We start from the raw sequence: 12813 nt of genomic DNA on the forward strand, positions 1-12813 counted from the left end.
GATATTCCTTTTGACCGCATAAAAAGAAGAAAAATTCAAGGACTATCCTTTAACGCTAAGCGCTTTCCGCTTACATTTGCAGCGCTTTATCCAGTGATATGAATTTTAGTCTCAGAGAAATCGCTACGGCCACTATGGTCCTTTTTGCGGTAATCGATATCGTAGGCAGTATTCCCATTATCATCGATCTGCGGTCAAAGGTGGGGCATATCCAATCTGAAAAGGCTTCTATTGTGGCAGCCTGTATAATGGTTGCTTTTCTGTTTATTGGGGAAGAAATCCTCAAGCTGATTGGCATTGATGTGAATTCCTTTGCGGTTGCCGGGGCCCTGGTCCTGTTTTTCCTGGCCATTGAGATGATTCTTGGAATTACCCTCTACAGAGACGATGCACCACAAACTGCATCGGTTGTGCCTATCGCTTTCCCTTTGATAGCCGGAGCCGGCACCATGACTTCCCTGCTATCATTACGGGCTGAATTTGAGGTAGTCAATATTATAGTGGCCATTATCATTAACATAATCTTTGTTTATCTTGTACTTAAGTCATCAGTAAAGATTGAGAAGGTACTGGGCCCTAATGGTCTGGGGGTTATCCGAAAAGTTTTTGGGGTAATTTTGCTGGCTATAGCTGTAAAACTATTTGCTACCAACATAAATGGGCTTTTCTGATTAAAGGTCGGAAGAGTCCTCTGAATTCTGTCTTATGAATAAAATTTTGCTTAGCATTCTGATAATAGTGGCCCTGGCCCTTCTGGTCTACAATGCCACCCTGATAGATTTTGACGCTCCATTTGAGGGGGATAGTCTGATTGCCTTCATTGGCATTTTTGCCTCACTTAGTGCAATTGTGCTGTTGCTGATCTACAACACCTCAAAAAAGATTCAGAAAAAACTGGACGAAGACTAATTGATCCAGAAGTTTAGGCGTCGGGGGAAGCCGGCCGTATATCCGGGGTATCCAGTTGTTTGACCGTTTCGAGCATGGCGTCAGATGGTGCCAGTATCTTCGCCTTTAAATCAGGGGAAAACAACTGCTCCGCAATCGCTGCTTTAATATACAGTTTCAGCCGTTCTTCGTAATCGTAAAAGTTGATCTTAAAATTGTAACGGGTCAGAAATTCAATGAGCTCGTCAAACAATATATCATCCACCCTGAATTCCCTGTAATAGGAATCCCGATCGTAGTCCACATAGCGCCTGCGATCTTTTTCCAGATGTAGAAAAGCAAAGCGGGAAAAATAGCCCCTTCCGTCCAAAGCGGATATGGCTTCCTCTTCATTTGTTCCAATGGGAACAAAAACATCAGGGATTATTCCTCCACCCCCATAGACGGTTTTCCCTTTTGGGGTGGTAAACTTCAGGGAGTCTGCCACCTTGATACTGTCCACAGAAAGCAATTCCCCATTGTGGTATCGCTGTGTAAACTTTTCGTAATAATCCTCAGTCCCGTTCTGGTACGTCCGCTGTATGGACCTGCCTGTGGGTGTATAATAACGCGATACGGTCAGGCGAACCGCTGAGCCATCCCCCAATTCCATTTCGCGCTGCACAAGTCCTTTTCCAAAGGAACGCCTGCCCACAATGGTGCCTATATCATTGTCCTGCAGGGCGCCTGCAATAATTTCGGAAGCAGAGGCAGATCTTTCATTGATCAGGACATATACGGGTCTATTTTCGAAACCTCCTTTGGAGGATGCATAGATTTCATCGATCTGCCCTTTCTTATTTTTGGTAAATAAAATCAGCTTGCCTTTAGGGAGAAAGGCATCCGCTATCCGCTCGGCTATATTGAGGTAGCCTCCCGGATTATCCCTAAGGTCCAGAGTCAGTTTTTGCGCCCCTTGTTTTTTGAGGTCTGATAATGCCTCCTTAAACTCTTCAAAAGTGGATTCCGCAAAACGGTTCATGCGGATGTACCCCATTTCAGGAGTGAGCATATAATAAGCATCTATGCTCCTTAGGGCAACCCTATCCCTTTTCAGCCGCACCGTAAACATGCGGTCTTCCGATTTCCTGTAAACCGTTAAGCTTACATAACTCCCCTCCCTGCCTTTAAGGCGATTCACAATGAAATCATCGGCTAGGCCCTTCCCAAAAAGCGTATCCTGGTCTGCTATTAAGATTTTATCTCCGGGCCGGATACCCATTTTTGAGCTGGGCCCTCCCTTGATGGTCCGGGCCACTGTAATAGTATCCCTTGAGGTGTAAAAGTTAATCCCTATCCCCACAAAATCCCCTTTCATGTTTTCCGCTACCCGCTTCATTTCCGATTTGGGGATATAAACCGAATGCGGATCCAGCTTATCCAGGATATTGTTCACAGTTATATCCACGATGCTATCCGTGTTCACATCGTCCACATACTCATAATCGATATAATCGATAAGCCGGTTGAGCTTGTCTTTTTTGGAATTGGTGCTGAAGAGCTTCTCGGGGGTATCGTTAAAATTCAGTTTTCCCCCTACCAAAATTCCCAAAGCAAGGGAAATGGCTACAACAAGAGGCCCCAAGTAATAATTCTTTTTCAATTCAATCTTTATTTACAGCAATAGAGACGTCATCCACTGGCAGGTGTTTCAAGGCAACCCCAGCCCGTTCCAGAAATCGCAAGCCAGACCCATCCTTGTAGGCCTTCTGATAAACCACCCTTTTGATTCCGGACTGGTGGATCAGTTTACTGCATTCCCTGCAGGGCGAAAGGGTAATGTATAAAGTCGCCCCTTCACAAGACTGGGTTGATGATGCTACCTTTGATATTGCGTTTGCCTCGGCATGCAACACATACCATTTAGTATATCCGGCATCATCCTCGCAGAAATTTTCAAAGCCAGTGGGTGTCCCGTTGTAGCCGTCGGAAATTATCATCCGGTCTTTAACGATTATGGCTCCCACCTGTTTTCTTTTGCAATAAGAGAGCTTCCCCCATTCATGGGCCATTCTTAAATAGGCCCGGTCGTATTTTGCTTGTTTTTTCGGATTCACGCTTATCTAATTAACGGAGTAAGGGACATTTTGGTGCACGGATCTACTAAGATACCGGCTTTCTTTGGCCCAGACAACCACATTGAGGTTAATTTTAAGTGAAAATCAGGCGGGCCAGGCCTGAAAAGCCAGCATGGCGGAAATGCCTAAAATGAGAATGCTGATTCCCCACAGGTAGGCTTTTTTTCGTACCCCCAGAAGGTCCAGGGCCAGCAAAGATACAGACAGGACCATACACAATACCAGGACCTGGGCCAGTTCAATCCCTGCCGCAAAACCCAGCAGGGGGATTGCTTTCTCAGAACTTCCCGACATCAGCATACGGAAGTAATTTGAAAATCCCAGGCCATGAATGAGCCCGAACAATCCCGTACTGAACAAATGCACCCGGAAAGCGAGTTCAACTTGTTCTCCAAGGTTTCGAAACAGATTGAAAAGGGCAGTGAGAAATATGGTTACCGGGATTAGAAACTCCACGATCGCTGCATCTACAGATATTATCCCAAAAGCCGCCAGCCCCAGCGAGAGACAGTGGGCAATTGTAAAAAGGGTGGCAAGGGCCAATAGTTTTTTCCATTGTCTGAATCCGAAGGGAAGTGCCAAAGCTATGAGGAACAGTACATGATCGTATCCCTGAAGGTCCAGCACGTGAAACAACCCCAACTCCCCGTAAAACCAAAAATCCTGCATAATCGCTTAGTTAAAGACCGCGCTCCTTTTGAATTTGTTCGTAGGCTTTCTGTACCTGTTTGAATTTCTCCTCAGCCCCCTTTTTAATTGCCTCATCCTTGGTATTGACCCGGTCCGGGTGATATTTTTTTGCCATATTCCGGTAAGCCCGTTTCAGCTCAGCATCGGTTGCAGACCTGTCAATTTCAAGGATCTTGTATGCATTATCTGCCGCTTCCACAAACATGGCCTGAATACTCTCGAAATCATTTCGGCTAATGCGCAAGTAGCCCGCAATTTCACGGAGCTTTGCAACTTCTGCTGCACTTACATGCCCATCTGCATTGGCGATCCCGAAAAGGAAATGCAGCAGTTGTAACCGCACTTCGTAACGGGTGCGCTGGTTCAGATACAAGCATATTCGCTGGGGAGATATTTCCCTTTTTTTAATGACCTCGTTAAAGGTGCGGAAAATAGCATTGGCTTTTTCCTTTCCATAAGTGCTCAGGAAATATTGCCGTACATAATCGAGTTCCTGCTGGCTGACCCTGCCATCGGCTTTTATTATAATGGAACAGAGTGAAAGGAGGTTTAACTCAAAATCCGCAGGGGATACCTGGGTTCGTGTGAAATCCTGAAATACCTGCCGGCCACGGCCCCCGACTCCGTCCACAAGGCTTCCTAAGATAAACCCCAGTAGTGCCCCGGGCAATCTGAAAAACATATATCCCAAAATGGCTGCAAACCATTTGATCATTTCAAAAAATTTTTGCCAAAGATAGTTTTTTGATAATGATTATCCCCTGCAGGCATGTTCCAATATGTTATGGTATACTGCCTTTTGTTTTATACCTTTGCTACCGCCAATAAAAAATTTTACTATGTATCCAGCAGAATTAATAAAACCCATGCGGGAAGATCTGGCTTCGGCAGGTTTCGAGGAGCTATACACCGCAGAGGCAGTAAAAGAAGCCATAGCCCAACCGGGAACCATCCTGGTTGTTGTAAATTCAGTATGCGGATGTGCCGCCGCCAACGCAAGGCCGGCAGCCAAAATTAGTCTGCAGCACCCCAAAACCCCTGACCGGTTGGTAACCGTTTTTGCAGGGGTAGATACGGAAGCGGTAGATGCAGCCCGAAATATGATGGTGCCATTTCCTCCTTCTTCCCCCAGTATGGGCCTTTTTAAAGACGGAGAGTTGGTACATATGATTGAACGCCACCATATAGAAGGACGTCCGGCAGAAATGATTGCTGATAACCTGACGCAGGCTTACGATGAATTCTGCAATTGAAAATTGCAACCTTATTAATATAAAAAACCGCCTCTTTTGTGCGGTTTTTTAGTTTTGTAGTAATGTTTCAAAAGATTCTGGCATATCCGCTCACTCTGATTTATCTGATTTGTTTCGGATGCTGTCTTATGGTGTTCCATCCGATACAGTGGGTTTGCCTGAATGTGTTCGGATATCAGGCACATACAAACAGTGTTTGCCTTTTGAACTGGTGCCTTATGCGCTGCACGCATCTTCTGGGGACCACCTATAATTTTCACTGGCCCGATAAACTCCCCGAACAGGGACCCCTTATTATAGTGGCGAATCACCAGAGCATGTACGATATCCCTCCCATTATCTGGCACCTGCGGAAATACCATCCGAAGTTTGTCAGTAAAAAGGAGCTCGGGAAAGGCATTCCTAGTGTTTCCTTTAACCTGCGCCATGGCGGATCCGTTCTGATTGATCGAAAAGACCGCAAACAGGCCCTGGGCGAACTTCGTAAAATGGGAGAATATATTGATAACACAGGGCGCTCCGCTGTGATTTTTCCGGAAGGTACCAGAAGCCGTGACGGGGCTCCCAAGCCTTTCCGCACTTTTGGATTGAGCATGTTAATCAAATACGCCCCCTCTGCACAGATCCTGCCCATAACTATCAATAATTCCTGGAAAATGCTCCGCTTTGGGAAATTCCCGCATGGTCTGGGAGCCCGGATTCACTTTTATATGCATCCGCCCATTCCTGTTTCAAGCCTGAAACCGGAATCCATCAATGAGATTGAAACGCTCATCACCTCTAAAATCATCCCATCCAAATGACCGATCCCCAGCGCGTAGAAAAAACGATTGCCTATGTTAAAAAACAGCTGAAAGGAGCTGAAGGGGGGCATGACTGGTTCCATATACAGCGTGTATTCCGAAATACGTTGCTGATCGCGAAAGACGAAAAAGTCAATTTGCGTATTGTGAGCCTGGCGGCCCTTTTGCATGATATAGCAGACTCAAAATTTCACGACGGCAATGAAAAAATAGGGCCGAAGAAAGCCAATAAGTTCCTTAAGAAGCTTAAGCTCTCCCGGGAGGAACGAAAAGAAATCGTCCGGATTATCAGGCATATTTCTTTTAAAAACAGCCTAGGAAAGAAAAAGAAATCCTGCAATTCCAAAGAGTTGCAGGTAGTACGCGATGCAGACCGGCTGGATGCCATTGGGGCCATAGGTATTGCCAGGGCGTTCAATTATGGCGGACATGCAGGCAGAACGCTTTACGACCCCGAAATTGCCCCGAATCTAAAAATGAATAAAGCTGCATACAAAGCCAGCAAGGGACCGACCATAAACCACTTTTACGAAAAATTATTGCTGCTCCGGGACCGCATGCACACCGCCACAGGCAAACGCCTTGCTGAAGAACGGCATCAGTTTATGCTCCAATACCTGGAGCAGTTTTACAAAGAATGGAACGGGGCAGGTTAAACTGGTTGTAAGTAGCTTCTGATCCTCCCGGAAAATATTCAGATTTCGTATCTTTCCTTCTGATCTTAAATTTCAACCCCCATGCACAGAAGAAAATTTATCAAGAATACCGCTGCCTCCTCTGCAGCATTCACTATCGTTCCCAGTTTTGTTTTGGGTAAAACGCATGTACCCCCAAGCGATACCCTGTACGTTGCAGCTTTTGGGGTCGGCGGTCGGGGTGCCGGTGTAATGGACGGCCTGGATAAGACCAAAAAAGTAAAATATGTGGCCCTCTGCGATGTGGATGAACGCAGAGCGGCAAGTACCTTCAAAAAACATAAGAAAGTTGCCCGTTACAAGGATTTCAGACAGGTATATGATAAGCACCTGAAAGATATGGATGCCATTATGGTTGCAACTCCAGACCATATGCACGCTCCCATAGCGCTTCCTTTTATGCGGGAAAAAAAGCATGCCTATGTTGAAAAGCCCCTTACCCACAATATTGCAGAAGCCCGTTTGATGACGCAGGTTGCCCGCGAGCAGGGAATAGTTACCCAAATGGGGAATCAGGGTGCATCAAGTGACGGCAGTCGAGAAGCCCGGGAGTGGGTTGAATCTGGTGTAATTGGAGAAGTATATAAAGTGGATTGCTGGACCAACAGGCCGGTATGGCCGCAGGGGATTCCGCTGCCCAAAGGCACAGATCCCATCCCGGACGGCCTGGACTGGAACCTTTGGCTGGGCACAGCTGAGATGCGCGATTATAACGATGCCTACCTGCCCTTTAAATGGCGGGGTTGGTGGGACTTCGGAACCGGGGCCCTGGGAGATATGGGATGCCACATCATTGAAACTCCTTTCAGCGTACTGGACCTGGGGTACCCCAAGGAAGCAGAGGCAAGTTGTACGACCAACTGGGTTGGGGATTTTGTAGAGGCAGACTACGGCGCCTCCTGTCCGTCGTCTTCCATAGTACGGCTAAAATTTGATACCCCTGCCCATGGAGAGGTTGCCCTTAACTGGTATGACGGAGGGATTATGCCTGATCTTCCGGACGAATTAAAAGATGGGGAAACTATCGGGGCCAATGGAGGTGGTAGTATATTTTACGGTACCAAAGGAATTCTGGTTTGCGATGTATACTCCAGGAATGCACGCTTGCTCCCATCGGAAATGATGGATTTACTAAACTCACCTAAACCACGCCTGCCCAGGATAGAAAGGGATGTGTCCGGCCACCAGCAGAATTTTGTGGACGGTTGCCTGAAAGGGATTGGTACTTCTTCTGATTTCAGCCGTTCCGGTCCGCTAACGGAAGCGGTACTTATGGGAAATCTGGCCATTCGTGCCTATCAGTACAAAAACCGCGTTAATAACCAAAACGGCCGCTCCTATTTTGAATATCCCGGGCGACGAAAAATCATGTGGGACGGGGCTAATATGCGGGTTACCAATTTTGAAAAAGCCAATGAATGGGTAAAAGGCAGCTACCGTAAAGGCTGGGAAATCAGTTAAAGAGTTTATACTGTCCGCTGCGGTACTCTTCAAACAATCCGCAATTCAGACTGGGAAATCTGCGGTCGGAAAAGTAGCGTTTACGCGCCACTGTGGCAAGCTGCCGTATTTGAGAGGCCAGTTCGCCTTCCCCTTTGTTCCGCACCCCAAATCGGCTATCGTTCAGGCTCCCTCCGTGACAGGCGCGAATTTGACCCAAAACCTTTTCTGCTTTTAAGGGCATTGCTTTTTGAATCCAGTCTGTGAATATTTGGCCGATTGCGCCGTTTAAACGAACCACTGTGAAGCCGAAAGACTGTGCGCCCTGCTCTGAAACGGTTTTTGCCAGAGCCATCAGTTCATGGCTGTTTATTCCCGGGATAATCGGCGCCAGCATGGCATTAACCGGGATGCCCGCAGAAGAAAGTACCTTTATAGTCTTAAGCCTTTTGGCAATACTGGCCGTACGGGGTTCCAGCAGCCTCCTGGTATTTTCGGAAAGGGTTGTAACCGAAATATGCACACCAACCAAGCCCTGCTCATTAAGTTGCTTAAGGAGATCCAGGTCCCTCAGAATAAGTGCGTTCTTGGTTATGATACCAACCGGGTGCCTGTATTTGAGAAATACTTTGAGGCAGGCCCGGGTAATCTTGTAGTGTTTTTCGGCCGGCTGATAACAATCCGTATTGCCAGACAGGACCACCGGGGCAGCCTTCCATGATTTTCGCCTGAGTTCTCTTTCCAGGAGTTGAGGGGCATTTTCCTTTACGAGAATACGCGTTTCAAAATCGAGCCCGGCCGTATACCCCCAATACTCATGAGAATTCCGGGCATAACAGTAAACGCAGCCGTGTTCGCACCCCTGATAGGGGTTGGCACTGAATTCCATGCCCACATCCGGGCTGCTGACCTTGTTGATAAATGATTTTGGAAAAACCCTTGTGTATTGGGTCTGATTGTTCCGTGGCTCTTCCCCTTCCTGTCTGCAGTATTCCAGAAAGGAATCCAGCTCTTCTTCGCTGAAGGCCTCAAATTTATTATCCCCTTTTAATTGGGCACCCCTGCCCCTGATCCGTTTATTTGATTCCATTCATTATATGGTATATTTCCAAATTTATGGATTATTACCAAATAATAGGATTATTTAACAGCAACGGCAACCAATTGTTTTTTACTCCCGCGCTTAGCGTAAAAGTAAAGGGTCTCTTCAGCAGTATCCACCAGGGGTTTGGAAACCATTAAAGGTAACCTGGCTTCCTGCTGGTCAATAATTTTCTCGTAGCTCATTTTACCCTGAGGATCGAGCTCTATGGCGAAGACGTTCCGGTTGCGGCTAAGTCCCTGCTTGAAAATCAGTCGTTCCTTATTGAGCAATTGCGGATTCTCAGCTGCAGTACAAATAAAGAAGTAGGTATGGCCATTTTTGGTATAGGCACTGTAAGATGCATATGCCCCGTCTCCCTGGGTGACCTCGGTTTTATTAATGTTTCGGGCCCATTCCAGCCTTCCCTGGCTATTGAGCTTTACACTTACAATATCATTGTGGTGGAAACGCTCAATCTTTACCCGGCCACCACTGGCATTTGTTTGCATACTCTCGGTTACAAAATATTCCTCGGCATTAAAGAGCAGGTCTCCGGTATCCGTAAAACGGACATCTTTAAAGACCAGATTCTTTATAATCTTTTCGTCTGATTTGCCAAACTTGTCAAACATAAATTGTTCCGTGAACGGATTAAAGGTGCTTTTTTCAATGTTCAGCGATACAGGATCCAGCTCAAAATATTCCAGGCCATTATAACGATTGTCTTTCCGGTCTGCATAAAACCCGACACAGATTAATTTATTCTTATGCCACAAAGGCTTAAGCGCTTCTGAAAATTTCCCCGGCTGGTCAAAGGTCTGGGTTTGCGATCCCCCACCGGATAGGGCCAGCAGTTCATACTGGAATTTGCGTTCGTCTGCCTTAAATCGCCTTTTCTTAAAATAGGCTTTCCCCATCAGATAGACCCGCGAAAGGTCGGGGGAGGTCTCCATTTCCTCGAAGGCGTAATTTTTTTCTTCAATCTCGGCAGAAAAATCGATATCAAACAACTTATCCAGGTTATTGTTGTATACCAGGATGCGGTGCTTGTTATCCTTGCCCTTTTTATGATGCAGGCTGATTGCAAATGCTGTTCTGGCCTTATTAAAATGAACCGTCGTGGAAAAACCCGATCGAAATTTCCGATTGTAATAGTTCTTATCCAACGGACTGTCTACGTAATCTGAGGGGACGCTCAGAAGTGTTTTTTTTCGAAAATTATAGTTCTCAACGGGGCTTTGGTGAATGGTATAATCGTATTGAAATTTCTCGGGATCATAAGACAAGAACAATAGGTATATTTGTCCGTTAGCCACAAACCCATCTACAAAGTCCTTCCCTTTCAGTTTATAGTTGAATTCATCTAAAAGTTCAAGCTCCGGGCTGTAACGCTCAATCAGATAACCTTTGGGGCGCAGGATCAAACCCTGGTAGTAGGCCCTTACCAATAACTTATCGCCTGAATGGGTTTCTGCAAACGTAAGGAGGTTGGAATATCTGTACCGATCGTTATATTTTTCTCCGAAACGGTATTCCAGCGGCATTTCCTGAGCGCTGAGCATAAAAAGATTCAGGATACCCAGAAAGAGCAATAGCGCATTTCTCATAAGTCAGAAATTAATGATTCAGGAGCCGGGGAAATCGGGTTTGCGTTTTTCCAGGAAGGCAGTAGTCCCTTCCCTGAAATCCGCAGTACCAAAACATTTGCCAAAGGCGTCTATTTCCGCCTGATAGCCGGACTCGCTACTCCTTAAACCTGCATTTACGGCTTTTATTGCATATGACAGGGCTACTGGTGAGTTTTTTACGATCTTCCGGGCGAGCTCAAAGCAAAAATCTTCTAATTCGTCCGGGTCACACAGATGGTTGACCAGCCCGTATTCCAATGCCTTCTCCGCAGGTATCATTCCGGCCGTCATGATCATTTCCATGGCCCTCCCTTTTCCTACCAGCAAAGGCAGGCGCTGAGTTCCTCCATAGCCCGGAATAACCCCCAGGGAAACTTCCGGCAGGCCCATTTTAGCATTGGTGCTGGCCACCCTGAAATGACAGGCCATGGCCAGCTCCAGGCCACCGCCAAGTGCAAAACCATTTACGGCTGCAATAACCGGGGTACCCAGGTTTTCTATATAATCAAAAAGTTCCTCCTGCCCAAGACGAGCCAACTCGCGTCCTTCCCGTTCTCCGTAAGCAGCAAATTCAGCTATATCCGCTCCGGCAACAAAGGCCTTGGGGCCACTCCCCCTCAGAATTATGGCCCTGATCCCTTTATCGGAATCAAGATCCTCCAGTGCCATCCGCAATTCCTGTATGGTTAAACGGTTTAAGGCATTTAATTTATCCGGGCGATTGACTGACAGCAGTGCAACAGCACCTTCCTCTTCAACTAGGACATTCTTTAATTTCATGGTATATCAATTGGATTTAACTTTTGGCAGACGAACCGTAAAGACAGAACCTTTGCCGGATTGTGAAGTAACATCAATGCGGCCCTGATAATTTTCCACAATGGTTTTAACCATCCCCAGGCCTAGGCCCATCCCACTGGATTTGGTGGTGAATTTAGGTTCAAATATTTTATCCCTGAAAGCATCATCGATCCCGATCCCGTTATCCGCAACCGAGATTTTGGCCAGTTCCCCTTCGGTTGAAACCGAAACGAGTATACGAGGGCTGCTCACCTCCGGAATGGCCTGTATGGCATTTTTAACCAAATTCGTAATGACGCGAATGAGCTGGGTGCGATCCATCTTTACAATAATCTGCTCTTCTTCCGACATAAAGTGGATATAAGGCTCGTTAAATATTTCCAGAGCCAGTTTGACGATCTTCACCACATTCAGGGTTTCATTCTGCTGAGCCGGCATTTCCGCAAAATTTGAAAAAGCCGATGCGATGCTGCTGAGGGTATCGATTTGCTGGATCAGCGTTTTTGAAAATTCTTCGATCTTGGTGCCAGCTTTGGGATCAGCAGGGTCAAATTTTCGCTGGAAACTCTGCACGCTCAGGCGCATGGGCGTCAGGGGGTTTTTGATCTCGTGGGCCACCTGTTTGGCCATTTCCCTCCATGCCTGCTCCCTTTCGCTTCTGGCCAGCTTTGCCGCACTCATCTCCAGTTCATCTATCATTCCATTATAGGATTCCACCAGTTTCGAGATTTCCTCGCTGGTATCTTCAATAAAAATCTTTTCGTTGGTTTTGGCCAAACGGGTTTGGTTTAGTTTATCCGAAATAGTCTGCAGAGATCGCGTAATATATTTCGAAATAAAATACGCCAGTGAAATCGCGATCATAAACATGATCAGATATACCCCGCCCAGGCGCATCAGGAATTCCTTCAGTTCCATATCATTAAAGGAATTGTCCTGGAAGTACGGGATATTCAGTATGCCAATTGGCTTAAAACGATTATCGGTAATATAAATGTAGGAGGCCTGGTATTTATCCCCGGCAGCTACATTGTCCTCCACATATCGTTTATCAGGACTGTTTTTGAGCCGGTCCAGAATATGGTATTCCAGGCATTTGGAGATGGAGTCGTTGTTGAATTTGGGGCGGGAACTTTTAACAAGCTGACCCTCCAGATCGTAAATATTGAAATTGACATTTTCGATATCTGCTATCCGGTATATCTCGTCTTTGAAAATAAGGCCGAGATTGGCTGTAGTAACCGGATAGGTAGTACGCTGCAGGGTATAAATTATGGCCTGTTTGATCTGATCCTCCTTGCGCTCCAGGCGAACCTCATGGTAGTCCTTTGATTGTTCTTTGTATTGATAAACCGTTACCCCGGCTATCAGAACGGATGCGATCAGCACCAGAAGGATCATGGAGAAGAAAATC

Annotated in this window: 14 protein-coding genes; 6 read left to right on the plus strand and 8 right to left on the minus strand. The window is 46.4% G+C overall.

Features of this window, described 5'->3' with window-relative positions:
- Positions 1-98: 98 nt before the first annotated feature.
- Both ACT6NU_RS05340 and ACT6NU_RS05345 read left to right on the plus strand, forming a co-directional pair.
- Positions 99-671, plus strand: a complete 573-nt coding sequence (locus tag ACT6NU_RS05340; RefSeq protein WP_445383431.1) for a MarC family protein — start codon at positions 99-101, stop codon at positions 669-671.
- A 34-nt stretch (positions 672-705) separates the two neighbouring features.
- A complete protein-coding gene (locus tag ACT6NU_RS05345) occupies positions 706-909 on the plus strand; it encodes a hypothetical protein (RefSeq protein WP_445383432.1) in 204 nt (67 codons plus the stop codon).
- Positions 910-922: 13 nt separating this feature from the next.
- Here ACT6NU_RS05345 and ACT6NU_RS05350 read toward each other — a convergent pair whose 3' ends face one another.
- The 4 genes from ACT6NU_RS05350 to ACT6NU_RS05365 form a co-directional block, all read right to left on the minus strand.
- Positions 923-2530: a S41 family peptidase gene (locus ACT6NU_RS05350; RefSeq protein WP_445383433.1), complete on the minus strand. Its 1608-nt coding sequence runs from the start codon at positions 2528-2530 to the stop codon at positions 923-925.
- 1 nt (position 2531) lies between these two features.
- Entirely contained in the window at positions 2532-2984 is a 453-nt protein-coding gene (locus ACT6NU_RS05355) for a deoxycytidylate deaminase (RefSeq protein ID WP_445383434.1), read from the minus strand.
- Positions 2985-3089: 105 nt separating this feature from the next.
- Positions 3090-3674 carry a HupE/UreJ family protein gene (locus ACT6NU_RS05360; RefSeq protein ID WP_445383435.1) on the minus strand — a complete coding sequence of 195 codons (585 nt, stop codon included), beginning with the start codon at positions 3672-3674 and terminating at the stop codon, positions 3090-3092.
- A gap of 10 nt (positions 3675-3684) precedes the next feature.
- A complete protein-coding gene (locus tag ACT6NU_RS05365) occupies positions 3685-4410 on the minus strand; it encodes a TerB family tellurite resistance protein (RefSeq protein ID WP_445383436.1) in 726 nt (241 codons plus the stop codon).
- Positions 4411-4534: 124 nt separating this feature from the next.
- Here ACT6NU_RS05365 and ACT6NU_RS05370 point away from each other — a divergent pair, with 124 nt between their 5' ends.
- The 4 genes from ACT6NU_RS05370 (at position 4535) to ACT6NU_RS05385 (ending at position 7907) form a co-directional block, all read left to right on the plus strand.
- A complete protein-coding gene (locus tag ACT6NU_RS05370; protein WP_445383437.1) occupies positions 4535-4948 on the plus strand; it encodes a BrxA/BrxB family bacilliredoxin in 414 nt (137 codons plus the stop codon).
- 62 nt (positions 4949-5010) lie between these two features.
- Positions 5011-5751, plus strand: coding sequence for a lysophospholipid acyltransferase family protein (locus tag ACT6NU_RS05375; RefSeq protein ID WP_445383438.1), 741 nt, complete (start codon positions 5011-5013; stop codon positions 5749-5751).
- Positions 5748-6407, plus strand: a complete 660-nt coding sequence (locus ACT6NU_RS05380) for an HD domain-containing protein (protein ID WP_445383439.1) — start codon at positions 5748-5750, stop codon at positions 6405-6407. The genes ACT6NU_RS05375 and ACT6NU_RS05380 overlap by 4 nt, the downstream gene beginning before the upstream one ends.
- Positions 6408-6488: 81 nt before the next feature.
- Positions 6489-7907 carry a Gfo/Idh/MocA family protein gene (locus ACT6NU_RS05385; RefSeq protein WP_445383440.1) on the plus strand — a complete coding sequence of 473 codons (1419 nt, stop codon included), beginning with the start codon at positions 6489-6491 and terminating at the stop codon, positions 7905-7907.
- On the opposite strand, the gene ACT6NU_RS05390 is transcribed toward ACT6NU_RS05385, so the two are convergent.
- From ACT6NU_RS05390 to ACT6NU_RS05405, 4 genes are read right to left on the minus strand one after another with little or no spacing between them, the layout of a single operon-like run.
- Positions 7900-8976, minus strand: a complete 1077-nt coding sequence (locus ACT6NU_RS05390; RefSeq protein WP_445383441.1) for a PA0069 family radical SAM protein — start codon at positions 8974-8976, stop codon at positions 7900-7902. The genes ACT6NU_RS05385 and ACT6NU_RS05390 overlap by 8 nt on opposite strands.
- A gap of 50 nt (positions 8977-9026) precedes the next feature.
- On the minus strand, positions 9027-10577 hold the full coding sequence (locus tag ACT6NU_RS05395) for a hypothetical protein (RefSeq protein ID WP_445383442.1): 1551 nt from the start codon (positions 10575-10577) through the stop codon (positions 9027-9029).
- A gap of 18 nt (positions 10578-10595) precedes the next feature.
- Entirely contained in the window at positions 10596-11378 is a 783-nt protein-coding gene (locus tag ACT6NU_RS05400) for an enoyl-CoA hydratase/isomerase family protein (RefSeq protein WP_445383443.1), read from the minus strand.
- 6 nt (positions 11379-11384) lie between these two features.
- Complete coding sequence (locus ACT6NU_RS05405; protein WP_445383832.1) at positions 11385-12800, minus strand: sensor histidine kinase; 1416 nt, start codon at positions 12798-12800, stop codon at positions 11385-11387.
- Between the last annotated feature and the right edge of the window lie 13 nt (positions 12801-12813).

The sequence above is a fragment of the Robiginitalea rubriflava genome (assembly GCF_052540725.1).

Bases quoted from the DNA above. Each gene is read 5' to 3' on its own strand.
- ACT6NU_RS05340 (WP_445383431.1), top strand. From the start codon at position 99: ATGAATTTTAGTCTCAGAGAAATCGCTACGGCCACTATGGTCCTTTTT.
- ACT6NU_RS05345 (WP_445383432.1), top strand. From the start codon at position 706: ATGAATAAAATTTTGCTTAGCATTCTGATAATAGTGGCCCTGGCCCTT.
- ACT6NU_RS05360 (WP_445383435.1), bottom strand. From the start codon at position 3,674: ATGCAGGATTTTTGGTTTTACGGGGAGTTGGGGTTGTTTCACGTGCTG.
- ACT6NU_RS05365 (WP_445383436.1), bottom strand. From the start codon at position 4,410: ATGATCAAATGGTTTGCAGCCATTTTGGGATATATGTTTTTCAGATTG.
- ACT6NU_RS05370 (WP_445383437.1), top strand. From the start codon at position 4,535: ATGTATCCAGCAGAATTAATAAAACCCATGCGGGAAGATCTGGCTTCG.
- ACT6NU_RS05375 (WP_445383438.1), top strand. From the start codon at position 5,011: ATGTTTCAAAAGATTCTGGCATATCCGCTCACTCTGATTTATCTGATT.
- ACT6NU_RS05380 (WP_445383439.1), top strand. From the start codon at position 5,748: ATGACCGATCCCCAGCGCGTAGAAAAAACGATTGCCTATGTTAAAAAA.
- ACT6NU_RS05385 (WP_445383440.1), top strand. From the start codon at position 6,489: ATGCACAGAAGAAAATTTATCAAGAATACCGCTGCCTCCTCTGCAGCA.
- ACT6NU_RS05390 (WP_445383441.1), bottom strand. From the start codon at position 8,976: ATGGAATCAAATAAACGGATCAGGGGCAGGGGTGCCCAATTAAAAGGG.
- ACT6NU_RS05395 (WP_445383442.1), bottom strand. From the start codon at position 10,577: ATGAGAAATGCGCTATTGCTCTTTCTGGGTATCCTGAATCTTTTTATG.
- ACT6NU_RS05400 (WP_445383443.1), bottom strand. From the start codon at position 11,378: ATGAAATTAAAGAATGTCCTAGTTGAAGAGGAAGGTGCTGTTGCACTG.
- ACT6NU_RS05405 (WP_445383832.1), bottom strand. From the start codon at position 12,800: ATGATCCTTCTGGTGCTGATCGCATCCGTTCTGATAGCCGGGGTAACG.